At 72.4% G+C, this 25,225-nt stretch carries 17 protein-coding genes; 11 read left to right on the forward strand and 6 right to left on the reverse strand.

Translation table 11 applies throughout. From position 1 onward, the window contains the following. Positions 1 to 217: 217 nt before the first annotated feature. On the forward strand, positions 218 to 1,822 hold the full coding sequence (locus ABTZ91_RS03080; protein ID WP_352075362.1) for a peptide-N4-asparagine amidase: 1,605 nt from the start codon (positions 218 to 220) through the stop codon (positions 1,820 to 1,822). Between the two features lie 59 nt (positions 1,823 to 1,881). Here ABTZ91_RS03080 and ABTZ91_RS03085 read toward each other — a convergent pair whose 3' ends face one another. From ABTZ91_RS03085 to ABTZ91_RS03095, 3 genes are all read right to left on the reverse strand, one after another. After that, positions 1,882 to 3,309, reverse strand: coding sequence for a Gfo/Idh/MocA family oxidoreductase (locus ABTZ91_RS03085; RefSeq protein WP_352075363.1), 1,428 nt, complete (start codon positions 3,307 to 3,309; stop codon positions 1,882 to 1,884). Between the two features lie 154 nt (positions 3,310 to 3,463). Continuing rightward, entirely contained in the window at positions 3,464 to 6,397 is a 2,934-nt protein-coding gene (locus ABTZ91_RS03090; protein ID WP_352075364.1) for an FAD-binding and (Fe-S)-binding domain-containing protein, read from the reverse strand. A 67-nt stretch (positions 6,398 to 6,464) separates the two neighbouring features. Beyond that, positions 6,465 to 6,908, reverse strand: coding sequence for a MarR family transcriptional regulator (locus ABTZ91_RS03095; protein ID WP_352075365.1), 444 nt, complete (start codon positions 6,906 to 6,908; stop codon positions 6,465 to 6,467). 93 nt (positions 6,909 to 7,001) lie between these two features. Between ABTZ91_RS03095 and ABTZ91_RS03100 the strand changes: the two genes are divergently transcribed. Both ABTZ91_RS03100 and mltG read left to right on the forward strand, forming a co-directional pair. Continuing rightward, the gene (locus ABTZ91_RS03100) at positions 7,002 to 8,837 is read left to right on the forward strand and encodes an ABC transporter ATP-binding protein (protein WP_352075366.1); all 1,836 of its coding nucleotides are present in this window, start codon (positions 7,002 to 7,004) and stop codon (positions 8,835 to 8,837) included. Positions 8,838 to 9,160: 323 nt separating this feature from the next. Continuing rightward, positions 9,161 to 10,039, forward strand: coding sequence for an endolytic transglycosylase MltG (gene mltG / locus ABTZ91_RS03105; protein ID WP_352075367.1), 879 nt, complete (start codon positions 9,161 to 9,163; stop codon positions 10,037 to 10,039). Here mltG and ABTZ91_RS03110 read toward each other — a convergent pair. Next, positions 9,996 to 11,120, reverse strand: coding sequence for an NAD(P)-binding domain-containing protein (locus ABTZ91_RS03110; protein WP_352075368.1), 1,125 nt, complete (start codon positions 11,118 to 11,120; stop codon positions 9,996 to 9,998). The genes mltG and ABTZ91_RS03110 overlap by 44 nt on opposite strands. 74 nt (positions 11,121 to 11,194) lie before the next feature. Here ABTZ91_RS03110 and ABTZ91_RS03115 point away from each other — a divergent pair, with 74 nt between their 5' ends. Then, positions 11,195 to 11,611: a secondary thiamine-phosphate synthase enzyme YjbQ gene (locus ABTZ91_RS03115; protein WP_352075369.1), complete on the forward strand. Its 417-nt coding sequence runs from the start codon at positions 11,195 to 11,197 to the stop codon at positions 11,609 to 11,611. 264 nt (positions 11,612 to 11,875) lie between these two features. Here ABTZ91_RS03115 and ABTZ91_RS03120 read toward each other — a convergent pair whose 3' ends face one another. Further along, positions 11,876 to 12,925 carry a hypothetical protein gene (locus tag ABTZ91_RS03120; protein WP_352075370.1) on the reverse strand — a complete coding sequence of 350 codons (1,050 nt, stop codon included), beginning with the start codon at positions 12,923 to 12,925 and terminating at the stop codon, positions 11,876 to 11,878. Positions 12,926 to 13,287: 362 nt separating this feature from the next. Between ABTZ91_RS03120 and ABTZ91_RS03125 the strand changes: the two genes are divergently transcribed. The 7 genes from ABTZ91_RS03125 (at position 13,288) to ABTZ91_RS03155 (ending at position 23,428) form a co-directional block, all read left to right on the forward strand. Then, positions 13,288 to 14,070 (forward strand): SAM-dependent methyltransferase, encoded by a 783-nt coding sequence (locus ABTZ91_RS03125; RefSeq protein WP_352075371.1) that lies wholly within the window; start codon positions 13,288 to 13,290, stop codon positions 14,068 to 14,070. Positions 14,071 to 14,294: 224 nt separating this feature from the next. Further along, a complete protein-coding gene (locus ABTZ91_RS03130) occupies positions 14,295 to 15,596 on the forward strand; it encodes a hypothetical protein (RefSeq protein ID WP_352075372.1) in 1,302 nt (433 codons plus the stop codon). Positions 15,597 to 15,841: 245 nt separating this feature from the next. Then, entirely contained in the window at positions 15,842 to 17,227 is a 1,386-nt protein-coding gene (locus ABTZ91_RS03135; protein WP_352075373.1) for an FAD-dependent oxidoreductase, read from the forward strand. Positions 17,228 to 17,839: 612 nt separating this feature from the next. Beyond that, a complete protein-coding gene (locus tag ABTZ91_RS03140; protein ID WP_352075374.1) occupies positions 17,840 to 19,348 on the forward strand; it encodes a carboxylesterase family protein in 1,509 nt (502 codons plus the stop codon). Positions 19,349 to 19,527: 179 nt separating this feature from the next. Then, positions 19,528 to 20,316 carry an ABC transporter ATP-binding protein gene (locus ABTZ91_RS03145; RefSeq protein WP_352075375.1) on the forward strand — a complete coding sequence of 263 codons (789 nt, stop codon included), beginning with the start codon at positions 19,528 to 19,530 and terminating at the stop codon, positions 20,314 to 20,316. A 59-nt stretch (positions 20,317 to 20,375) separates the two neighbouring features. Beyond that, the gene (locus ABTZ91_RS03150) at positions 20,376 to 21,368 is read left to right on the forward strand and encodes an iron-siderophore ABC transporter substrate-binding protein (protein ID WP_352075376.1); all 993 of its coding nucleotides are present in this window, start codon (positions 20,376 to 20,378) and stop codon (positions 21,366 to 21,368) included. Further along, positions 21,368 to 23,428: an iron ABC transporter permease gene (locus ABTZ91_RS03155; protein ID WP_352075377.1), complete on the forward strand. Its 2,061-nt coding sequence runs from the start codon at positions 21,368 to 21,370 to the stop codon at positions 23,426 to 23,428. The genes ABTZ91_RS03150 and ABTZ91_RS03155 overlap by 1 nt, the downstream gene beginning before the upstream one ends. A gap of 96 nt (positions 23,429 to 23,524) precedes the next feature. Here ABTZ91_RS03155 and ABTZ91_RS03160 read toward each other — a convergent pair whose 3' ends face one another. Beyond that, positions 23,525 to 25,045 carry an MFS transporter gene (locus ABTZ91_RS03160; protein ID WP_352075378.1) on the reverse strand — a complete coding sequence of 507 codons (1,521 nt, stop codon included), beginning with the start codon at positions 25,043 to 25,045 and terminating at the stop codon, positions 23,525 to 23,527. Positions 25,046 to 25,225: the final 180 nt, after the last annotated feature.

Below are 25,225 nucleotides of genomic sequence, written 5' to 3' on the forward strand. Positions count from 1 at the left end.
GATGGCTGCGAATGACTTCGGATGACTGCGGATGGCCGCTGTGAACTGCGTGGACGGCTGTGGACTGCGTGGACTGCTGTGAGGACTCGAACCGGTCAAGGCTCGCGCCGCCGGCCCTTCGTCGGCAAACGATTTTCTGGCAACTCCCACCACATCCGGCCAAGCCGGGCCCCTGCCCTCTGGACGCACCCGTGAGCCCGCGCTTCACTCACCACCCATGACTCAACGGAAGATCATGAGCATGATCAGCGGCCTCACCCTGGCCGCCGGACTCCTGCTCGCCGCCCCCGCGGCCCACGCGGACGAGACCCCCGCCACCCCGCCGGCCGAGTTCACCACCGACTGGCACGACCCGGTCACCGCCGCACCGCCGATCCCCACACCGGGCACCCGCACCTGCGAAGTGACGATCGCCGAGGCCCGGTTCCGCGACTTCACGCCCTACCGGGGGAGTTACACCCCGCCCGAGGAATGCGGCACCCGCTGGCACAAAGTGGTCCTGCGTCTCGACGGCAAGGTGAAGGGCCGCCAGTACGACCGGCTCGGCCACCTCACCCTCGGCGGAGTCGAGATCTTCCGCACCTCCACCCCCGAGCCCTCGCCCGACGGCATCACCTGGTCCGTCGAGAAGGACGTCACCCGCTACCGCGACACCCTCAGCCGCCCCCAGCCCGTCGAGATGCTCATCGGCAACGTCGTCAACGACACCTACACCGGTGTCCTCGACGTCCGCGTCACCCTCACCTTCCACACCGCGCGCGGCGCCGTGAAACCCGCCGTCGGCACGCCCGACCGGGTCCTGCCGCTCACCGAAACCACCCTCACCACCCCGCGCAACACCGAGCGGATCCTCGCCGAGGTGTACGCCACCGGCTCCGGCGGCGGCTGCGAGGAGTTCTGGTACCTCACCGTCCCCGGCGCCGCGCCCTACTCCTGCAAGGCCACCGACGGCCCCTACCGCGAGGTGCGGATCTCCGTCGACGGCCGGCTCGCCGGCATCGCCGCCCCCTTCCCGCACGTGTGGACCGGCGGCTGGTCCAACCCCTTCCTCTGGTACGTGACCCCCGCGCCGCGCGCCTTCGACGTCCAGCCGATCACCTACGACCTCACTCCCTTCGCGGCCCTCCTCAACGACGGCCGCGCCCACCGCGTGGAGGTCTCCGTCGCCGGCGTGCCCGCCGGGCGGACCGGTTGGAGCGTCCCCACCAACGTGCTGCTGTGGCAGGACGAGGGCAGCACCGTCGTCACCGGTGCCCTCGACCGCCACGAGGTCGGCGTCGCCCGCAACTCCTCGGTGCACACGCCCGGTTCGCCCGACGTCCTGGAGACGACGGGCGGCGGCTCGCTCACCGTCGCCGGCCATCTGAACACCTCGCACGGCCGGGTCGCCACCACCGTCACCCGCACCGTCGACCACCGCTCCACCCACCGCTGGGGCGCCGACGAGAACCCGGACGCCCTCAGCGCCCGGTGGACCGACGACGAGACGGTGACCGTCGGCCGCACCACCACCCGCACCCACCGCGCGTACACGATGGACGGCGAGATCACCATCGGCGCCGACAACCGGCTGCGGACGGTCCTGACCCTCGCGGACCGCGCCTTCGCCGACGTCGTACGGAACGGGAAGCGGCTGTCCTGGTCGCGGCTCGACGACACGTACACCGGCGACGCCGCCTTCACCCTCGGCGTCCCGCGCGAGCAGCGGCACGCGGTCGGCACCAGCGCCGAGCGCTACCGGCTGTACGGCTCCGAAGGCTGCTACGACCGCTCCCTCAAGACCGTCCAGGGCACCCTGGTCGAGGACCTGCGCCGCTGCTGAAGCCGTGATGTCCGGGCCCCGCACGGGGCCCGGACACCGCAAGGACCAGCCGGGGCGGATCAGGCGGGCCGGGCCGAGTCCACGCCGGAGCGGGCCCTGCGCCACTCGCCGCGCGTGAAGTCCGGGATGGGCTGCGGGGCGCCGTTCGCCTTGATCGAGGCGTGGCTCAGCGGCACCGGCGCCGTCCAGGTCGCCGCGTCGTACACGTCGAAGTCCGGTACGAGCCCCAGACGCATGCACTGCGTCAGGCGGTACACCATGATGTAGTCCATGCCGCCGTGCCCGCCGGGCGGATTGGCGTGCTCCTTCCACAGCCAGTGGTCGAACTCCGCCGCGTAGGCGCCGAAGTCGCCCCACTGGTGGCCCTTGTGGTCCGGCTCCAGATAGATGCGCGCCGGGTAGTCCTCGAAGACGCCCTTGGTGCCGCCCAGGCTGTTGATCCGGCTGTAGGGATGCGGGGTCGACACGTCGTGCTCCAGCCGGATCACCCGGCCCTTCGCCGTCTTCACCAGACTGATCGTGCGGTCGCTCTCGATGTACGACTCCTTCCAACTGGGATCGCTCTTGGGCATGTTCGCCGCCCGGTATTCGGCGAGCCCCAGCGCGGGCGTGCCGAGACTGCTGATGCTGACGGCGCGGTCGCCCCGGTTGACGTCCATGTAGTTGGCGACCGGACCGAAGCCGTGGTTCGGGTAGAGGTCGCCGCGCAGCCGGGTGTGCCACAGCCGGCGCCACGGCCCCTCGTAGTAGGTCGGCGAGAACATCAGCTCGCGCAGGTCGTGGTTGTACGCCCCCGCGCCGTGCAGGAGTTCGCCGAACTTTCCGGCGTGGGCCATGCGCAGCACCCGCATCTCGTTGCGCCCGTAACAGCAGTTCTCCAGCTGCATGCAGTGCCGCCGGGTCTGCTCGGACAGGTCGACGAGCTCCCAGAGGTGGTCCAGGCGCATCGCGACCGGACACTCGACGCCGACGTGCTTGCCGTGCAGCATCGCCTGCTTCGCCTGCTCGAAGTGCAGATCCCAGGGCGTGGCCACGTGCACGAAGTCGACGTCCGTGCGCTCGTACAGCTTCAGATAGTCCTCCGGGCCGCTGGCGTAGACCGCGGGGGAGGACTGGCCGGCGGCGACCACCTTGGCGGCGGCCCGCTCGGCCTTCGCCTTCACCGGGTCGCAGACGGCGACCACCCGGACGCCGGGCAGGGCCAGATAGAGGTCGATCATGCTGCCGCCGCGGTTGCCGAGACCGACCAGGGCCACCCGGACGGTGGAGCGGCCCTCGAAGGGGACGCCGGCCATGGTCGCGCCCCGGCGGGGCGGGGTCGCGAGGGCCTCGTCGGATGGCGGCGCCCCGGTCCCCGGTGCCTGCGACGAGGCAGCGGCTTCGGCGGAGCCCGTACCCAGGGCACCGAGCCCGAGCCCCGCGCCCGCCGCACCCGTGGTCCTGAGCACGGAGCGGCGGCTGGGGCGCGGGGGAGTGCTGTCGTTCATCGAACCTCCGGTTGCGGTGAGTGCAGGGTGGGTTCATGAATCCCGAACAGGACCTTGGCCGCTGTTGCTCCTGATGTGCAAGGGCGCCGTTTGGACTTGTGCGGAGCGGTGGTTGGACTCTTCTCCTCCGGTTGCCTGCCGCCGTGGCCGCGGGTCAGGGGCGGGTCGCGCGCTCCAGCTCCAGCAGGGCCGAGTGGTACGTGCGGCCGGTCGCCCGGTCCATGCCGATCTCGCACATGCGGTTGGCGGAGAGGTGGGCGTCGAACGGCCGCGCGGTGACCTCGGCCGCCTCTCGCGCGGTGGCGGACGCGGTCAGCTCCGGGTGGAGCATGCCCCGGTCGCCGGCGAAGGCGCAGCAGCCCGCGTCGAGGGGGACCACCACCTCCTCCGCGCAGGCCTCGGCGAGCGTGGTCAGCCGGTCCTCGTCGCCGAGGTGCCGCATGGAACAGGTGGGGTGGACCACCGCCGAGGCCACCCGCCGGCGGACGTCGAGCCGGGGCAGCAGCTCGTCCGCCGCCCACACCAGCGAGTCGACCACGGTCAGCGCGGCGTGCAACTCCCGGTTGTCGTCGGTGAGATACGGCACCACCTCGCGCGCGATGCCGAGCGTGCAGGAGGAGGCGTCGACGACCAGGGGCAGCCTGCCGCCGGCCGTCCAGCCCCAGGCGGCCGCCACGATCCGGTTCGCCATCACCTCGGTGCCGCGCTCGTACCCCTTGGAGTGCCAGATCGTCGCGCAGCACGTGCCGGCCACGTCGTCGGGGATCCACACCGGCCGGCCGGCCCGTGCGGACAGCGCCACCACCGCCTCGGGCAGCGACGGCCCCGGCCGGCCCTCCGGGCCTCCGAAGATCCGGTTCACGCAGGCCGGGTAGTAGACGGCGACGGCGGCCGGCCGGTGGGTGCGGGGCAGCCGGCGGGCCGCGGCGCCCGGGATCTCGGGCAGCCACTCCGGTACGAGGTCGGGGCGCACCGCTCGGCGCAGCAGGCCGGTCGCCGTCTCCAGGAACCGGTCCGCGACCCGTTCCGCCGCGGCGACCGCGAGCCGCGCGGAGGCCTCCACCGTACGGAAGTCGCGCGCGGCGAGCGCCGCGATCCGCTCCTCGCGCGAGGAGTGCCGGGCGTGCCGGAAGGACTTCATCAGGGCGCCGGTGTCGATGCCGACCGGGCAGGCCAGCTTGCAGGTGGAGTCCCCGGCGCAGGTGTCGACCGCCTCGTAACCGTACGACTCCAGGAGGCTGGTCTCGACCGGGGCGCCGTCCGCCTGCCGCGTCATCTCCCGGCGCAGCACGATCCGCTGGCGCGGACTGGTCGTCAGATCGACGCTTGGACAGGTCGGTTCGCAGAAGCCGCACTCGATGCACGGGTCGGCGACCGGCTCCACGGTGGGGATCGTCTTGAGGCCGCGCAGATGGGCCTGCGGGTCGCGGTCGAGGACGACGCGGGGGGCGAGGACGCCGTCGGGGTCGACGAGCTCCTTGGTCCGCCACATCAGCTCGGTCGCGCGGGGCCCCCATTCCAGCTCCAGGAAGGGCGCGATGTTGCGGCCGGTGGCGTGCTCGGCCTTCAGGGAGCCGTCGAAGCGCTCCACGGTGAGCTTGCAGAACTCGGCCATGAAGGCGGCGTACCGCTCGACGTCGGAGGGGTCGGCCGCGTCGAAGGCCAGCAGGAAGTGCAGGTTGCCGTGGGCCGCGTGACCGGCCACGGCGGCGTCGAAGCCGTGCCGGGCCTGGAGGTCGAGCAGCTCCGCGCAGGCCTCGGCGAGCCGGGCGGGCGGCACCGCGAAGTCCTCGGTGATGAGGGTCGTGCCGGAGGGGCGGGAGCCGCCGACCGCGGCCACGAACGCCTTGCGGGCCTTCCAGTAGCCGGCGATCGTCCGCGCGTCACGGGTGAAGACGTTGCAGGTGTCCGCGACGGAGGCGACCGGGGCGACGAGCTCCAGGTCCGCCACCACCCGGACCGCCGCCTCCTCGTACGCCGCCAGCGCGCTCGCGTCCGGCGCCCTGAACTCCACGAGCAGCGCGGTCGTGTCCCCGGGCAGCTCCGCCCAGTCGGCGGGCACGCCGGACACGCGCACCGAGGCCCGCAGCGTGTTGCCGTCCATCAGCTCCACGGCCAGGGCCCCGGCCTCGGTGAAGCGCGGGACGGCGGCCGCGGCGGCCGGCAGGGACGGGAAGAACAGCAGCGCCGTCGCGACCATGCGGTCCAGCGGAACGGTGTCGAAGACGACCTCGGAGAGGAAGCCGAGGGTGCCCTCGGATCCGACCATCAGACCGCGCAGGATCTCCACCGGCGTCGCTCCGTCGAGGAAGGCGTCCAGACGATAGCCGTTGGTGTTCTTGATGGCGTACTTGGCGCGGATCCGGGCCGTCAGCTCCCCGTCCGCCTCGATCTCCGCCTTCAGCGCGAGCAGCCCCGCGCACAGCCGAGGCTCGGCGCGCGCCAGTTCCTCGTCGGCGGCCGGGTCGGCGGTGTCGACGACGGTGCCGCTCGGCAGTACGAAGGTGAGCGAGCTGACCGTGCGGTACGAGTCGCGTGTGGTGCCCGCGGTCATGCCGGAGGCGTTGTTGGCGACCACCCCGCCGATGGTGCAGGCGATCGCGCTCGCCGGATCGGGGCCGAGGACCCGGCCGTACGGCGCGAGGGCGGCGTTCGCCCGGACGACCGTGGTCCCCGGCCGGATCCGGGCCCGGGCGCCGCCGTCCAGCACCTCGACGCCCGCCCAGTGGCGGCGCACGTCCACCAGGATGTCCTCGCCCTGCGCCTGCCCGTTGAGGCTCGTCCCGGCGGCCCGGAAGACCACCTCACGGCCCTTGCCGCGCGCGTAGGAGAGGACGGCGGAGACGTCGTCGACGTCCGCGGCCACCACGACGACCTGGGGCACGAACCGGTAAGGGCTCGCGTCGGAGGCGTACTTCACCAGGTCCGAGATCGTCCCCAGCACCCGGTCCGGGCCGAGGAGGGCGACCAGCTCCTCCCTCAGGTGCTTGGGAGCGCCCCGGGACTGGAGGTCGGGCACCCGGTCGGGCGCCGGCCGCCGCTTCGTACCGGCTCGCAGGGCCCGCGGGTTCGGCTCCAGTACGGGCATGGCCAGGGCTCCCCTCCGGCGCGACCGTGCCCCGGGCCCGGCTGCCCTCGTCCCGGCTGCCCCGGTGTCAGCAGACCCGCTCCGGGCCGCGGTCGACGAGGGCGGACAGCAGACCTCCGAGCACCTCGCGCTGTTCGACGGTCAGTGGGGCCAGCATGTCCTCTGCGGCGGCGCGGCGCGCGCTGCGCAGCTCCCTCAGCGTGTCGCGGCCGGCGTCGGTGAGCTCGATCCGGACCACCCGGCGGTTCGTCGGATCGGGCACCCGGCGCACCCGGCCGGCCGCCTCCAGGCCGTCCACGAGCGTGGTCACGGCGCGCGGGACCACCTCGAGCCGGGCCGCGAGGTCGGCCATCCGCGGCGGCTCCTCGTAGTGCGCGACCGTCCGCAGCAGCCGGGACTGCGCGGGCGTGATGCCGACCGGCTCCAGGTGCAGCTTCTGGATGCGGTGCAGCCGGCGGGTGAGGCGGAGCAGCTGCTCGGCGAGGAGGCCGTCGGGATCGGGGGTGCTCATGCGGGAACAATATCAGGACCCTGTTCATTGTGAGTATAGGTAACAATGAGCTATGCTCTCATCGGTCGCTTTCTCCCACCCGCGCAGGAGCCCATGCACCCGCACGACGAGTCCACCTGGACGCCACCCGCCCGTGACCCCCGGCAGCCCGAGGAGCCCGCCCAGCTGCGGCGCATCCTGCGGCTCTTCCGTCCCTACCGGGGCCGCCTCGCCGTCGTCGGCCTGCTCGTCGGCGCCTCCTCGCTGGTCACGGTCGCCTCGCCCTTCCTCCTGAAGGAGATCCTGGACACCGCCATCCCGCAGGGCCGCACCGGGCTGCTCAGCCTGCTCGCCCTCGGCATGATCCTCACGGCCGTGACCTCCGGCGTCTTCGGCGTGCTCCAGACCCTGATCTCCACCACCGTCGGCCAGCGCGTCATGCACGACCTGCGCACCGCGGTCTACGGCCGCCTCCAGAAGATGCCGCTCGCCTTCTTCACGCGCACGCGTACCGGCGAGGTGCAGTCCCGGATCGCCAACGACATCGGAGGCATGCAGGCGACGGTCACCTCGACCGCCACCTCCCTCGTCTCCAACCTGACCGCCGTCGTCGCCACCGTCGTCGCCATGCTCGCGCTCGACTGGCGGCTCACCCTCGTCTCGCTGCTCCTGCTCCCCGTCTTCGTCTGGATCAGCCGCCGGGTCGGCCGTGAGCGCAAGCGGATCACCACCCGGCGGCAGAAGCAGATGGCCGCCATGGCCGCCACCGTCACCGAGTCCCTCTCCGTCAGCGGCATCCTGCTCGGCCGCACCATGGGCCGCGCCGACTCCCTGACGAAATCCTTCGAGGCGGAGTCCGAGCGCCTCGTCGACCTCGAAGTGCGCTCCTCCATGGCCGGACGGTGGCGGATGTCCACCATCGGCATCGTCATGGCCGCCATGCCCGCGCTGATCTACTGGGCGGCGGGTCTCGCCCTCCAGGCCGGCGGCCCGACCGTCTCCCTCGGCACGCTCGTCGCCTTCGTCTCGCTCCAGCAGGGTCTGTTCCGGCCCGCCGTCAGCCTGCTCTCCACCGGTGTGCAGATCCAGACCTCCCTCGCCCTCTTCCAGCGGATCTTCGAATACCTGGACCTGCCGGTCGAGATCACCGAACCGGCCGAGCCCGTGCGCCTGCCGAAGGTCGCAGGCGAGGTCGCCTTCGAGAAGGTCGGCTTCCGCTACGAGCCCGGGGGCGAGGGCCGCCCCACCCTCGACGGCATCGACCTCACCGTCCCGGCGGGCGGCAGCCTCGCGGTCGTCGGTCCCACCGGCTCCGGCAAGTCCACCCTGAGCTACCTCGTGCCCCGGCTGTACGACGTCACCGACGGCCGGGTCACCCTCGACGGGGTCGACGTGCGCGACCTGGACTTCGACACCCTCGCCCGGGCCGTCGGCGTCGTCTCCCAGGAGACGTACCTCTTCCACGCCTCCGTCGCCGACAACCTGCGCTTCGCCAAGCCCGACGCCACCGACGAGGAGATCCAGGCCGCCGCTCGGGCCGCCCAGATCCACGACCACATCGCCTCCCTCCCCGACGGTTACGACACCCTCGTCGGCGAGCGCGGCTACCGCTTCTCGGGCGGCGAGAAGCAGCGCCTCGCCATCGCCCGCACCATCCTGCGCGACCCGCCCGTGCTGATCCTCGACGAGGCGACCAGCGCGCTCGACACCCGTACGGAACACGCCGTGCAGCAGGCCATCGACGCGCTCTCCGCCGGACGCACCACCATCACCATCGCCCACCGGCTCTCCACCGTCCGCGACGCCGACCAGATCGTCGTCCTGGAGGCGGGCCGGATAGCCGAGCGCGGCACCCACGAGGAACTGCTTGCCCTCGACGGCAGATACGCGGCACTGGTCCGCCGCGACGAACGCACGAACGTGGGAGCGGATGTTCCCCAGAACGTGTGATCGTCCCGCTTTTCGGTGCACAACTCCCCTGTGACGGTTGAGGATGAGGGGGCGCAAGCGACGGGCTGCAGACCGCGACTGCGCAGTCCCACAGCAGTTCCGCACAAGGAGAAAGCACCTTCATGAACGTCATCACCGACCTGCTCGCCGGCGTCCTCCACTTCCTGGGCTGGCTCGTCTGACCCTCACGCCACAGCAGGAAAGCGGCGCCGTCGGCCCCCCGTCCCCGGGGACCGGCGGCGCCGCCGCGCGTACGGGTCCCCTGTCACGGGACACCCGCCCGGCTCCCCGGATTCGCCGGCGGACCGGGTTAGCGTGCGCCCATGACGTTCCGGTCCTGGCAGCCCGAACACCGGCGCCGCCGCGCACGGCTCACCCGGCGCGGCAGGCTCGTCCTCATCCTCGCCGGGGTCCTCGCCGTCGCCGCCGCCGCGATCACCGTTCCGCTGCTCCTGCTCGACGCCGAACCCGAGCGGCCCGCGCCCGAGAAGCAGCGCACCCTCCTCGTCCCGGAAGGATGGCGGGGCGGCGAGGTGTACGCGGCCGTCGACCGCTCCCTCGGCCTCCCGGCCGGCACCGCCCGCAAGGTGGCCGCATCGCCGGCCACCGGCCTCGCCCTCCCGCCCGCCGCCGCGGGCAACCCCGAGGGCTACCTCTTCCCCGCGACCTACCCGGTGACCAGGGCCACCACCCCCGAGGCGCTGCTGCGCTACATGGTCGACACCGCGAGGAAACGCTTCGGCACCCCGCGCATCGCGGAGGGCGCCCGACGGCACGGGCTGAGCGTCCACGAGCTGGTCGTCGTCGCCAGCATCGTCCAGGCCGAGGCCGACACCGCCGACGACATGGGCAAGGTGGCGAGGGTCGTCTACAACCGGCTCGCCCAGGGGATGCCCCTCCAGATGGACTCGACCATCAACTACGCCCTCGGGCGCGACACCGTCGACACCACCCACCAGGACACCCGCATCGACAGCCCCTACAACACCTACGAGCGCAGGGGACTGCCCCCGTCACCCATCGGCAACCCCGGCGAGCAGGCCATGAACGCCGCCGTCGACCCGGCGCGGGGGGACTGGCTCTACTTCGTCACCGTCCGGCCCGGCGACACCCGCTTCACCGCCGGTTACGCCGAACACCTGGAGAACGTCGCCGAGTTCAACGAACAGCGACGGGCTGCCGCGCGTTCTCCGGGCTCCTGAGCAGCTTGCGGACCCCGGCGACCGCCGCGCGGCCGGCCCGGTTGGCGCCGATGGTCGACGCCGAGGGGCCGTAGCCGACGAGATGGACGCGGGGGTCCCGTACCGCCCGCGTGCCCTCGACACGGATGCCGCCGCCGGGCTCGCGCAGTCGCAGCGGAGCGAGGTGGTCGATCGCCGCCCGGAAGCCGGTCGCCCACAGGATCACGTCCGCGTCGACGGTCCGCCCGTCGGCCCAGGCCACCCCGGTCGGGGTGATCCGGTCGAACATGGGCTGCCGGTCGAGGATGCCGCGCTCGCGCGCGGCGCGGAGGGCGTCGTTCAGCGGCAGACCGGTGACCGACACGACGCTCTGCGGCGGAAGCCCCTGCCGTACCCGCTCCTCGACCAGCGCGACGGCGGCCCGGCCCTGGACCTCTCCGAAGGGTCCCTCGCGCCAGACCGGCTCGCGCCGGGTGACCCAGGTGGTCCCGGCGGCGACCTCGGCGATCTCCAGCAGATGCTGCGTCCCGGACGCGCCGCCACCCACCACGACCACCCGCTGACCGGCGAAGGCCTCGGGGCCGGGGTACTGGGCGGTGTGCAGCTGGCGGCCCCGGAAGGTCTCCTGCCCGGGGTAGCGCGGCCAGAACGGCCGGTCCCAGGTGCCGGTCGCGTTGATCAGCGCTCGGGTGGCGTAGTCGCCCTCGGAGGTCTCCACGAGCAGCCGCCCGCCCTCGCCCTCCCGGACGGCGCGCACGTCGACGGGCCGGTGCACCCGCAGGTCGAAGGTCTCCTCGTAGTCGGCGAAGTAGCCGCCGATCACCTCGGACGACGGCCGGCCCGGATCGGCGCCGGTCAGCTCCTTCCCGGGCAGCGCGTGCATGTCGTGCACCTTGCCGTACGTGAGCGAGGGCCACCGGAACTGCCAGGCACCGCCCGGGCGCGGGGCGTGGTCGAGCACCACGAAGTCCCGGTCGGGCGCGAAACCCGTACGCCGCAGGTGGTAGGCCGCGGACAGTCCGGCCTGACCTGCGCCGACGACCACGACGTCCACCTCGCGGGCGGGGGAGCCGGCTGCTTCCTGTACCCCGAAATCGTTCACGATTCCACTAACGGTGGGCGGGGCGGCGTTCTTCCCGGCTGCGGCGGGCGGCACGATCGCGGCAGGATGGCCCCATGCCGTTCAGCACGACGATCCTCCGCCTGACCACGGGGTCCACCGAGACCGTCACGGACCTCACCCGCCACTGCGAGGACTTCCTCGCCGACAACGCCCAGGGCCGCGACGGCCTCCTCAACCTCTTCGTCCCCCACGCGACCGCCGGCCTCGCCATCCTGGAGACCGGCTCCGGCAGCGACGACGACCTCCTCACCGCCCTCCACCACCTGCTCCCCGCCGACGACCGCTGGCAGCACCGCCACGGCTCCCCGGGCCACGGCCGCGACCACGTCCTCCCCGCCCTCGTCCCCCCGCACGCCACCCTCCCGGTCGTGGCCGGCCGCCTGGTGCTCGGGACCTGGCAGTCGGTGTGCCTGGTGGACACGAACAGGGACAACCCGGAGCGACAGGTGCGGCTGAGTTTCCTCGGGTGACCGATCGGGTCAAGGTCGCCCGGCTGTGGCCGCCGATTCTCCTTGCGTTCCGGCGAAACGGGAGAAAGATGCGCGGTACCGCCATGGACGGACCGAGCGGCCGTAGGGCGGCTGCGGGAAGTGCCTGCTCGGCGTCCTTCGGCTGTCACGGGTCAAGGCTGCCACGGCCTCGCCCGAGCGGCATCGGGAGGACGTGCTGACGGCTGCCGCCCCATCGGCGGGCACATCATCGGGCCCACCTCGCTGAGTGGCCCACGGGTGACGTCACCGCCGACGCCCCTCCAGCTCGACCTCGTCCGTGCGGATCTCGGGAGCGGGGACCACGTCGTTCGTGAGCACCGTGAGGGTTCCGCCCGCGGAGAACGATCCTGTCAACTCGCACCTTGTACTCTGCGTGGTTGCCAGGTAGTGGTGGTGGAGTTCGTCGCCGGCCCTCCCATCGAGGTGAGGGCAGTAATTCTCGACATACACCCCGGAGTCGAGTCCGTTTGCCGCCTCGATCGGCGCGGAGAACCCCGTCTTCCGGAACATCTCGTGCTTCCATAAATCTTTCTGGTAGGTCTTCAGGAGACGGGTGTCGCAGAACAACGACGTCGTATCGGGGAACATCGCGTCGCCCTCCGACCGCGAATCGGCCGCGTCGCGACAGACGAACAACAGGTTGCGGATGAGCGCCCCCACGCGCAGCAACCGGAGCGTGTTGAAGCCGTTCGACACCGGAAGAGTGATCTTGGACCAGTAAGACGTCGTACCGACGGCCGGTGGTGCCTGGGCCATCAGGTTGCCCTGGAGATCTGTCCGTGACGGCTGTGACCATGCCTCCAGGTGTATCCGGATACGCACCGACGGCAGGTGGGATGGTGTGGTGCCGTAGACATGGTTCGCAGGGGCGAGAGTGATTCGGACCTTCCACGTGGATGCCGCGCTCGTATTTGGGAGGCTTCCCAGCCCATCCTGTGCGGAGAGCTCCGCGGGAACTCGCAAGCAGAACCGGAAACCGCCGTCGGACGCGGCGACACCCGAATATATCGGTGACAGCTTCGGGTCCGAAGCGTAGACGTAGCCTCCGTACTTGTTGACGAGGTACAGGTCATACCCGGAGAAGGGGCCGACGACGGGCGTTCCGTTCGTGTCGACGAGGGCGATCTCGGAGATCACACTCCACGGCGCGTCTTCCGCGGCGGTAACGCCGGTGCCGGAGCCGCCGAACGCATGGACATCCAGGACGATGTTCCGGAGGTACCCGTACGCCGGGACGACGTATGGTCCGAGGCCGGTGGACGTGGGCGTGAGCGCTTGCGTGACGTCCTGCATTGGCTCAAGGTGCTCATGGCTCGCCCGGGCGAACGGGACGAGAAGGGTGGCTGGTCCGGTAGCGGGCACTTGTCCTTCTTCCGTCATGGGGAAGCGGTGCTGGTTCCTGTTCACCAGCGCTGCCTGCGGCGGGACTGGTGGGCGGCAAGCTCCGCATCTCCAGTGTCGCCCTTGGAGAACGCCCCGGAGCGACAGGTGCGGCTGAGTTTCCTGGGGTGACCGGGCCGGGCGGCCGCGGAAGTCCTGGTCAAAGGAGGCCGGCCGTCGCGGGCCCACGGCCGCCACGGCGGCAGCGTGAACAGCAGGAGTCAAAGGGGCATCCGGGCACGGGAGTTGCGGGAGCGCTGCGATACGTTGCAGGGATGACCGACATCGAATCGCGCATCGACACCTCCCGGCCCCACACCGCCCGGATATGGAACTACTGGACCGGCGGCAAGGACAACTACCCGGTCGACCGGGAGGCCGGTGACCGGATCCGTGAGCTGCACCCCGGGATCGGGGAGTACGCGAAGGCGGACCGGCTGTTCCTGGGGCGGGCGGTGCGGCACCTGACCGAACGGGAGGGCATCCGGCAGTTCCTGGACATCGGCACGGGACTGCCGAGCGCCGACAACACGCACGAGGTCGCCCAGCGCGTCGCCCCCGACGCGCGGGTGGTGTACGTGGACAACGACCCGCTCGTCCTCGCCCACGCCCGCGCCCTGCTCGTCGGGACGCCCGAGGGGCGGACGGACTACCTGGACGCGGACCTGAGGGACGTCGACACGATCCTGGCCGCCGCCTCGAAGACGCTCGACCTGTCGAAGCCGGTCGCGCTGATGCTGCTCGGGGTCGTCATCTTCGTCGAGGACGACGAGGAGTCGTACGGGATCGTCCGCCGGCTCATGGACGCCCTCGCGCCCGGCAGCCCCCTCGTCCTGTCCCACACCGTCACCCACCCCGACATGCCGGACGTCGACGCGGCGGTGGCCTTCTGGAACGAGCACGGCACCCCGAAGCTCACCCAGCGCTCCCCCGAGGCGATCGCCCGCTACTTCGACGGCCTGGAGCTGCTCGAGCCCGGCGTGGTGTCCTGCTCCGCGTGGCGGCCGGAGACCCCGGCGCCGGACGTCGCGATGTACGCGGGCGTCGGCCGCAAGTGACGGCGGGCGTGGCCGGTTCCGGCGCCCGTACGCCAGGACCGGCGCGCTGAGACCCGGCCACGTACATCAGCCGGGAGGGCCGCGGCCTACCGTGCCGGACGACGGCGGCGAGAACCGGGTGCAGTCCCGTTCGCGGCCGCGTCGAGAAGGGTTTCGTTCAGGCCATGAAGGCTTGGTGATGTGACGTCAGGCGTAAGCTCCTGGCGGAGAACAGGGGGGGGACGATGACTGACGACCGCAAGGCGACTGTACCCGTGTGGACGCTGGCGACTGCCGATGTCCGACTGTCCGGTTTGACCGCGGGCGAGTCGATGACGGCCGAGCGTCTGGCGGAACTGCGCGGGGTGCTGGCCGTCCTGGCCGACGAGCCGATCGTCACGCTTGAGGCGCATCCGCTGCCCGCCAAGCTCGATCGCAGCCGTGGCATCCCGCTCGACGCCGCGAGTCCCCTGGCGCAGCACCTGTCACAGTTCGTCACGCAATCGGCGCGCAGCTCCCTCACGGTGGCCAGGGCGACCGCTTCCGGCGAGAGTCTGTATCGCATGGTGGTCCCGGCGAAGGTCGCCGCCCAGTTCGGGCAGGGCCTCATTCGCCCGATGGTGCCGAAGGGCGGTGCCGGTGGTGTCTACGGTGCCCTCGTGAACTCGACGGGAAGGATCGCCTCCCAGGCGACGTTCGTGCCGGTCGGAGGAGCGGCAGCCGCCGGCGGGGCCGGCGCGACCGCCGGTGTCGCGGCCGCCGGCGGCACGGCGCTCACCGTGGCCGCTCCGCTCGTGCTCATGGCCGTGGCGGTGGGGGTGAGCGTGCACGCCGAACACAAGCGTCGGCAGGCCACCGAACACATCACGGAACTGCTGGAGCAGCTTCAGGAGGACAAACTCGAGGACGAGCTCAGCGAACTCGACGCCTGCCGCACCGCCATCGACAAGGCCACCGCCATCCTGCTCGACCAGGGCAGGCTCGGTGTCTCGCTGGGGCTCGACTCGGCGGTCCACGCCATCAACACGGCGCTCAGCAAGACCGACCGCCGCCTGGCCCGCTGGCAGAGTGCACTCGGCAGCCTGCCCCAGGGCGAGGCCGTCGAACTCGGGCTGTTGACCAAGTCGTTCCCCGGCATCGACGACGAAGGTGGAACCTTCCGCACCCACCTCGAACTCGCTTCCCTGGCCATCGCGCTGATGCGACGGGTGGTCATTCTCCAGGCAGTCGAGCACGCCCAGAGCGAGCCCGGCAATCCGTTCGAGAACTTCACCCACGCTCTCCAGCGCGATCAGGAGCGTCTCGACGCATGGGAGACGGGCATCGCCGATGTCCTCGTACGCCTGTCGGCACTGGAGCCGGCACGCCCGAGCGGTCTGCGACCCGTCTTCACCCCCGGTGAAGTCGATCGCCTCATGAGGGCGGCACACCGGATTCACCGGCTGGGCGACGGCGTCACCGTCAGGGGCCGCACGACGGACGTGGCGATCGAGATCGCCCGCGACAAGGACGGTTCGGTGGTCGTGTTCCCCGCGCTGCCCGCGTAGGCGCACGGGCTCTCGCACTCGCTCGGTGAGGTCCGACCGCTGAGCGGTGGAGGGATACACGGCCGACGTGGTCGGTGAGGATCTCGATGCCTCCGTGGCCGGGCCCGCGGTACGGAGCCGGGGCAGCGGTCGGCACCACACGGTGGCCCTCGGGCCTGTCCAAGGGAGTCGTGCGTGGTCTAAACTCGAATGCGATTCGAGATCGGGTCGTGAGTCCGGTCTGTCGGCGGGTGTGAGGAGCAAAGATGACCAACGCGCGGCCCGAGCCGGAGGCGACGAGCGCAGAGCGGTCCGTACGCGAGGAGACCTGCGACGTCGTCGTCGTCGGTGCGGGAATGGCGGGGCTCATGGCGGCCACGACACTCGCCGGCGAGAGCGACGTCGTCGTGCTGGAGGCCGCGGACCGGGCGGGCGGGCGCGTCGAGACGGTCCGGAAGGGCGACTACTGGATCAACGTCGGGACGCAGTTCACCGAGGGCACCGGGCCCTTGATCGACGCGCTCCACCACCATGGCATCGAGATGGGCTCGCTGGCCGGAAAGGGCGTGGCGCTGGCCCTCAACGGAAAGCTGGTCGACACCGCCGACGTGCTCGCGCTCCTGTTCCGCACCCGGATGCGCCTCATGGACCAGCTCGGCATGGTCATGGTCGGCGCCCGGCTCCTCTCGGCCGTTCCGTTCCTCGCATCGGACAGCCGCATCGCGAAAAGGGTGCGGGCCAGGCTCGACCGGCGTCTCGCCTCGGACCTGCTGCGCGGCATCCGCTCCGAAACGGCCCGGGCCATGGTGCGCTCCTGGTCGGGCCAGTGGATGGGGTGCGAGCCGGAGGAAACGGCGGCCACCCAGCTGGTGACGTCCATCGGCATCGCCCTGACGGACCCGGCGAAGGTGCCGAACTTCGCCCTGCCGGTAGGCGGCAACCAGACGCTCACCGACATCCTCGCCGCCGATCTCGGCGCGCGCCTCCGGCTCCGGTCGACCGTCCGGTCCGTGGAGCCGGACGGGGACGGCGTCGTCGTGGACTACGTCGACGCGGAGGGCCCGGTACGGGTGCGAGCGAAGCGGGCCGTCGTCGCCGTTCCCAGCGACATCGCCCTGCGGATCCTGCCCGGGCTTCCGCAGACGTACCGCAACGCCTTCGCCGACATCCGCTACGGCCGGTACGTGATCGTCGGCTTCTTCACCGAGGAGGAGGGGCCGCAGCCCTGGGACGAACTCCTCGCCGTGTCCACGCCGCAGCTCTCGTTCCAGGCGGTGTTCAACCATGCCGCCGCCCTGCGCAGGGGCGGTCCGCGCAAGCCCGGCGGCGCGCTGGCGTGCTTCGCCGGCGGCGCCATGGCCGACGAGCTGTTCGAGCTCTCCGACGAGGAGATCACCGCCCGGTTCGCCAAGGACCTGATCACGGTCTACCCCCAGCTCGAAGGCAGGCTCGGCGAGGGGATCGTGCGCCGGCACCATCGCGTGGTGCCCTTCTGGGGCCCCGGGAGGCGCGCGTCGCTGCCGACGCTGAGGAACGCCCTCGGGCCCATCCACCTGGCGGGCGACTACCAGCTCGACATGCCGTCGCTCGCCGACGCGGCGACCTCGGGCGAGAACGCGGCCAAGGCGGTTCTGGCGAGCCTGGGGCGCTGACGTCGACCCGGGCGGACGCCCCCGACCGGGCTGTGGGCGGGGGACGTCGGGCGGGCGTCCCCAACCGGGCTGTGGGCCGAGGACGTCGGGCGTCGGCCCGGTCGGCCAACTTGGAGGGCGTGACCACCGGGACGGCCTCACCCCTGACGGCCAGGCGGACGCCTTCGCCGCCTTCGCCGCCTTCCCCGACCGCCCCGGGCGGCAGGGTGCCGATGCGGTAGCCGGTGCGGCGACCGGTCCGGCGCCGACCTCGGGCCGGGCGGCGAGGAAGGCGAGATAGGCGTCGGCGTCGAAGGGGCGCGGGCAGGGCAGCTCCGTCCGGGGGTCCTCGGCCGGATGGGCCTCCAGGGCCATGCCGTTCCACAGCCGTATGGTCGCACCACGCGGGCCGCCCCGGACCGGGACGACCTCTGGCCCAGGAGGCCCACAACCGCCGTCACCGCCCCGACGAGATGTCCGCCTCCTGCTGACCCGGGCGACAACCATCGCGAACTGACAACGGCAGTGCGTGAATCCCGACGATCTTGGTGTTGGTCACGCGGCGCCGTGCGGTGCCACACTCAAGTCCCCGCCTCACCAGGCGATTCGGCACCCGAGTGAAGGACGGTCACCGTGGAGATCTTCGAGACGGACAGCGGAACGGTGCGCGGGTTTCGGACCTCCGCCGGGATCGTCGCCGTCCTCGGCATCCCCTACGCCGCACCGCCCTTCGGCGCCGACCGGTTCCGCGAGCCCCGGCCGGCGCCCGCGTGGAGCGGTGTGCGGGACTGTACGGAATGTGGGCCGGTCGCACCGCAGTCGGCGGAGCTGCCCGGTGCGCCCGTGTGGTCGCCCGGGGACGAGGACATCCTGACCGTCAACGTGTGGACCCCCGCCCCGGACGGCGGGCGACTGCCGGTCCTGGTGTGGATCCACGGCGGCGCCTACGTCTTCGGGTCGTCCGCCCAGCCCGACTTCGACGGCACCGTCCTGGCCGGTGCCGGGCTGGTCGTGGTCACGCTCAACTACCGGCTCGGCTTCGAGGGCTTCGGCCATGTCCCGGGCGGCGAAGGCGAGGCGTACCCGGAGAACCGCGGCCTGCTCGACCAGGTCGCCGCCCTGCGCTGGGTGCGGGAGAACATCGCCGCGTTCGGCGGCGACCCCGGGAACGTCACCGTCGCCGGCCAGTCCTCCGGGGCCGCCTCGGCCGCCTGCCTGATGGTGATGGACCGGGCCCGCGGCCTCTTCCACCGCGCCATCCTCCACAGCCCCGCCAGCCCCTGCTACACCCCGGACACCGCCGCGGCCACCACCCGGGAGGTCGCCGCCGAAGCCGGGTGCCCCGCCACGCCCGAGGGACTGACGGCCGCGACTGCGCAGGCCCTGGTCGGCGCCTCCGACCGGGTCGTCGACCGCTATCGGCGCGACCCCGCCTCCGGGTCCCGCCACTACGACCCCTCCCTCTACGCACCCGTCCTGGACGGCGACGTCCTGCCCACCGACCCGCTCACGGGGATGACCGCCGGTGCGACCAAGGGCATCGACCTGCTGGTCTGCCACACCACCGAGGAGTACTGGCTGCTCGACGCGGTCGGCAGCAGCGCCAAGGTCGACACCCCCGAACGGCTCGCCCGGTTCGCGGAGGACTTCGACCTCCCCGACACCCTGGTCCGCGGCTATCGCGCCGCGATGCCCGAGGCCCCCGTCCTCGACGTCTATCTCGCCCTCTACGGCGATCTGCTGTTCGGCGAGTACAGCAGCCGGCTCGCCGAACTCCACGCCCGGGCCGGCGGCCGTGCCTTCCTCTCGCGTTTCGACCGGCGGCGCACCGGCCCCGACGGAGTCGTACGCGCCTGGCACTGCGCGGACATCCCGTTCGCCTTCGGCAACATCGGCGACGAGCGCCTGGCCTTCCTCATCGGCGGCGCGCCCACCGCCCAGGACCATCGGCTGGCCGACCGCATGGTGCGCGCCTGGGCCGGCTTCGCCGCGACGGGCGACCCGGGCTGGCCGGCGGTGGACGGCGACGGCCCCGCCCTCCGGGCCCAGATCTGGCGTACCGAGGAGGGAATCCAGGAGGACCGGACCGCCGTTCCCCGCGCTCTGTGGTCCGAGGTGGACCTGCCCCTGCTGCACCCCTGAACACCGGGCGGGAGTGTGGGACTTGAGAGGGGGCGCGGGGGCGCGCGCGAGGTCTCGACATGATTACGACGATCAAAAACGAGCCCCATCCTCTTAGGATTGCCTAACCTCACCAGTATCGTGGCGGCGTCGGCCCGAACAGTGGGAGGTATGCGGTGCTCTTAGGCGACGTTCGCTTGGTGGCGAAGGGTCTCGACGTCGGGCACGCGGGCCGTACGGTGCTCCGGGACGTCGAACTGTCGCTACGGGCGGGGGAGCTCACCGTCCTGGTGGGCCCCAACGGCTGCGGCAAGTCGACCCTGTTGCGCACGGTGGCGGGACTCCTGGCACCGATCGGCGGCGAGGTGCTGATCGACGGCGCCCCGCTCGCCTCCCTCGGACGCCGGAGCCTCTCGCAGCGGCTGGCGTTCCTCCCGCAGACCTCCCTGACTCCGGCCGGTGTGACCGTCCGTGAGCTGGTACGACACGGCCGTTACGCCCACCGGGGCGCGCTCGCCCGGCACACCGCCGAGGACGCCGAGGCCATCGAGTGGGCCCTCGACGTCACGGACGCGGCCCCCCTGGTCGAGCGGCGGCTCGACGAGATCTCCGGCGGAGAGCGCCAACGCGCCTGGCTCGCCATGGTGTTGGCGCAGCGCGCGGGCGTCCTGCTGCTCGACGAACCCACCACCTATCTCGACCTGCGGCACCAGTTCGAGGTGCTCGACGTGGTCCGGCGCCTGGCGCGCGACCACCAGATCGCCTGCGGTGTCGTGCTGCACGACCTGACGCAGGCGGCGGCCTACGCCGACCAGGTCGTGGTCGTCGCCGACGGCCGGGTCACCGCGGCCGGCGCGCCCCAGGAGGTGCTGACCCCCGACGTCATCGAGGACGCCTTCGGCCTGCGGGTCAGCGTCGTCCGCGATCCGTCGACCGGCTATCTCGCCTGCTTCCCGCAGCGGTCCGGGGCGTCCGCCGCCACCTCCTGATCCCCGGATCGATCCCCGCCCCACGCACCACCTTTCACAGCACGAAGGAGAGTCTGTTCATGCGGAGAATGCTGCGCGCCCTCGCGATCGGCGGCACGGCCGTCGCCATGGCGCTGACCGCGGCCTGCGGATCCGGCACGGTCGGCGAGACCGGCGACAAGACGGGCGGCGGAAAGGCCGGTACCGCCGGAGCGATCTCCGTCGAGACCGCCCGGGGCACGGTGTCCCTGCCGGCCCCGGCGAAGAAGGTCGTCACACTGGAGTGGACGTACACCGAGGAACTCGTCGCACTCGGCGTCACCCCGGTCGGCAACGCCGACAACAAGGGGTACGGCACGTGGATCACCGCCGAAGGGGCGGCGCTCCCGGCGGGCGTCACCGACGTGGGCAACCGCAACGAGCCCAGCCTGGAGAAGATCAAGGCCCTCCAGCCCGATCTCATCGTGGTCGACGACGACCGTTCGAAGGCCAACCTCAAGGCGCTCGGCGAGATCGCCCCGGTGCTCTCCTTCGTGTACACCACCAAGCCGCAGATGCAGACGCTGAAGAAGAACTTCACCGAGCTGGCGAAGGCGGTGGGCAAGGAGGACGCCGCCGCCGGCGTCCTCGGGAAGATCGACGCGAAGGCCGCCGAGCTCAAGGGCCGTCTCGACAAGGCGGGCAAGGGCGGCCTGAAGTACGCGCTCGCGCAGGGCTTCACGGCCAACGGCTCCGCCTCCATCCGGATGCTCACCGACGACTCCCTCGCCGGCCAGGTGCTCGGCCTCGCCGGTCTGAAGAACGGCTGGAAGGGCCAGCCCGACGCCTGGGGCATGACCACGGTCGGCGTCGAGGGACTCACCAAGGTCGAGAAGGACTCCACCTTCCTGTACGTGGCCGCCGACGCGGACAACCCGTTCACCGGCTCCCTCGCGGGCAACCCGGTCTGGAAGGGCCTCGACTTCGTGAAGCAGGACCGGGCCCTGGCGCTCGACCCCGGCACCTGGCTGTTCGGCGGCCCGCTGTCGGCCGTGCAGATCCTGGACGAGACCGGCAAGGCCCTGAAGGTCTGATGGCGGTCGCCGTCGCGCTGCCGGGGCGCCGCTCACGAGCCGTGCTCGTGGGCGGCGCCCTGTCGCTGCTGCTGTGTCTGGTCGGTGTGCTCCACCTCGGCATCGGCGCGTCCGGGGTGGGCCTCGAGGACATCGCGGACCTGCTCGCGGGCCACGGGGAGTCCCACACCAAGGACGTGCTCCTGGGCGCCCGGCTGCCCCGTACGCTCACCGGCCTCGTCGTCGGTGTCGCGCTCGGCGTCTCCGGGGTGCTCGTCCAGGGGGCGACCCGCAACCCGCTCGCGGCCCCCGACACGCTCGGCGTGAACGCGGGCGCGTACCTCGCCGTGGTGCTCGTGGCGTTCACCGGCGTCAGCCTCGGCCCGGTCCCGGCCGGGGGCGCCGCCTTCCTCGGCGGGCTGCTCGCCATCGCCGTGGTCCATCTGCTGAGCAGAGGAGGGGTGTCCGCGCCCGGCCGGGTGCTGCTCGCCGGCGCGACCGTCGCGCTCGCCTGCACCGCGGCGGCCGAGTTCCTGCAGATGCTGGACGTGCAGGCGACCCGCGGACTGTTCTTCTGGGGCAACGGCACCCTGATGCAGACCGGCCTCGAACGGCCCCTCGTGCTCGGCGTGTTCGTGGCCGTCGTCGCCGTGCCCGCGCTGCTCCTCGCCCGGCCCCTCGACCTGCTGGCGCTCGGTGACGAGACGGCCCAGGCCATGGGCGTACGGGTGGAACGGATCCGTCCCGCGGCGTTCCTCGTCGCCGTGCTCCTGGCCGCGGCGGCCGTGTCCCTGGCCGGCCCGATCGGCTTCATCGGGCTCATCGCGCCCGTGATCGTACGGCAGTTGGGCCTGCGCACCCACGTGCTGCTGATCCCGGCGGCCGCGCTGACCGCCGCCGCCGTGCTGCTCGCGGCGGACGCGGCGGCCCAGCTCGTCGTGCCGCCGTCCGCGGTGTACACCTCGGAGATCCCCGTCGGCGTGGTCACCGCGCTCATCGGCGGGCCCTTCTTCATGGTGCTGGCCCGGCGGGTCAGCACCGGTGACGCCGACACCGGTGCGGCGGTCGTGGTCTCCGACCGGCGCCGCGCTCCCGTCTACGCGGTCGCGATCGGCGGCGGCCTCGTCGCCCTGGTCGTGGCCATGGCGCTGTCGCTGCGCGTGGGTGACGTCGAGGTGAGCTGGGGCCAGCTGGGCGCGGCGCTGTTCGGTTCCGCCGAGCAGATCACCGAGGCCGTGGTGTCGTACCGGCTGCCGCGGATCCTGGTGGCGGCCGTGGCGGGCGCGTGTCTCGCGGTGGCGGGCACGGCGGTGCAGGCCGTCGTGCGCAATCCGCTGGCCGAGCCGGGCCTCGTCGGGGTCACCGGCGGTGCCTCCCTGGGCGCCATGCTGGTCATCATCGCCGTGCCGTCCGCTCCGCTGGTCGTCCTGCCGATCGCCGCGGGCATCGGCGGTGTCCTGATGCTCGCCCTGGTCGTCGCCATCGCCGGCGGACGGCGGCACGGTGTACGGGGCGGGCTCGACCCGACCCGGGTGGTGCTGGTCGGACTGGGCGCGGGTGCCACGGCGATGGCCCTGGTGAACATCATGGTGGTCAGCTCGCAGATGAACATCTCCGCGGCGCTGAGCTGGCTCGCGGGCAGCACCTACGCCCGCGGCTTCGACGCGCTCGGCTGGCTCGTCGTGCCCGCCCTGGTGGCGGCCGTGCTGGTCGCGGTGGCGCGGCCGGTGAACCTGCTGGCCCTCGGGGACGAACTGCCCCGCGCCCTCGGCCTGGAGCTGGGCCGCGCCCGGCTGCTCGTCCTCGCCGCCGGCGCGGTGATGGCCTCCGGCACGGCGGCCGCCGTCGGCGCGGTCGGCTTCGTCGGCCTCGTCGCGCCCCACCTGGCCCGCCGCCTCGTCGGCAACGACACCCGCCGCATGGTCCCCATGGCCGCCGTCCTCGGCGCCGTCCTGGTCGTCGTCTCCGACGCCCTCGGCCGCTGGCTCCTCGCCCCGACCGAGATCCCCGTCGGCATCGTCACGGCCCTGGTCGGCGCGCCGTACCTGGTGTGGCTGCTGCGCCGCACGAAGGAACTGTGAGAACCGGACCGGGGGAGTTGCGGGGCCTGATCCCGCGCGCCCCCGGTTTTCGGGCCCTCTCCGTCACGACGCCCGTGCCGCCGCCGGGCCCCTCCGTCACGACGCCCGTGCCGCCGCCGGCTGCCGGAGTGCCGCCGCCGGTTCCGCCGCGGCGGCCCGCAGGGTGCGGGCCGTGAGGAGGCCCAGCGCGCAGACGGCCGCGGCGGCCAGGCAGACGAGGGCGAAGGCGTCGGCGAAGGCCTGCCCGGCCAGGGGGCGCAGGGCAGGGTCGAGGAGGTCGAAGCGGCCGGTCTCGGCGGCCTCCCGCGCGCCGGGGGACGCGGCGGAGCCGAGGCCCGAGGTGACGCGGGCCGAGAACAGGGCGCCGAAGAGGGCGACGCCGGTGGCGGTGCCGAGGGGGTAGCAGGCGTTGGTGAGGCCGGAGGCCATGCCGGCCCGCTCGGTCGGTACCGCCGACACGGCCACGCCCATCAGGGGCGGGAAGACGACGGCGCCGCCGGTTCCGAGCAGCACCAGACCGCCGGTCAGGGCGGTCTGTCCGGCGCCCGCGCCCGCGGCGGCCAGGCAGAGGAGGCCGGCGCCCTGGGCCGCGAAACCGGAGGCGACCAGGGCGGCGGGGGAGAGGAGCCGCTGCAGACGGGCGGTGAACAGGCCGGCCACCAGCAGACTGCCGGTGAGCGGGAGCAGCCGCAGGCCGGCCTCCGAGGGGGAGTAGCCGTGGGCGGTCGTCAGCCAGAGGGTGAGGAACGCCAGGACCCCGAGGTTCGCCATGCGGGCCAGGAAGCCGAGGAGGGCCGCCCCCGAGAAGGCGCGGATCCGCAGCAGCCGTGGGTCGATCAGACCGTCCCCGCGCCGCTGGCTGAGCACCAGTGCCGTGGCGCACGCCAGGCAGGCGGCCGCGCTGCCCAGCACGCCGGGGGCCGTCCAGCCGGACTCGGGCCCGGTCACCAGGGGGTAGTGCAGGGTCAGCAGCGTCGCCACGGCGAGCCCCGCGCCGACGAGGTCGAGGCGGGAGCGGGAGTCGGGCGCCGGCGAGCCGGGCATGCGGGTGAGCGCGCCGGCCACGACGAGCACGCCGATCGGTACGTTGACGAGGAAGATCCACCGCCAGCCGAGGCCGTCCACGAGGAGGCCGCCGACGACGGGCCCGACGGCACCGGCGGCCGAGGCGGTGACCGCGTACGCCGCTATCGCGGTGCGGCGGCGAGCCCCTTCGTACGCGGCCGCGATCAGGGCGAGCGTGGGCGCGAACACCATCGCGCCGCCGATTCCCTGGGCCGCGCGGGCCGCGATCAGGGTCCCCGCGTCCGGCGCAAGACCACATCCGGCCGAAGCGAGAGTGAACAGGACCATGCCCGCGGTGAAGACGGCGCGCCGTCCCAGCCGGTCGGAGAGCGCCCCGGCGGTGAGGATCAGCGCGCCGAAGGCGAGCGAGTAGGCGGACACGGTCCACTGCATCCGGGCGAGCCCGGCGTCGAGGTCCGCGGCGATGTCGGCGAGTGCGATGTTCACCACCGTGACGTCGAGCGTCATCATCACGCCACCCGCGCTGACCAGGGCGAAGGTCCAGCGGGGCGAGCGAGGGGAGCGGGGCGTGCGGCGGGGGGAGGAGGGCACCGGCGGTCACCTCGGACACACGGGTAGCCCCGGCGGCGGCCGGGGAATTCAGAGGATAGACATGGTGAGGCTAACCTAAGTCGTTTTCTGACGGAAAGTCATATACCGGCCATGGCCGGAAGTTGACCTTGCCGGTGAGGTAAGCCTTACCTAATGTTGCGGCGGTTCGGTCGTACGGCC

Origin of the sequence: Streptomyces sp. NPDC126499, from assembly GCF_040302485.1 — a bacterium.
Taxonomy (GTDB): Bacteria; Actinomycetota; Actinomycetes; order Streptomycetales; family Streptomycetaceae; genus Streptomyces.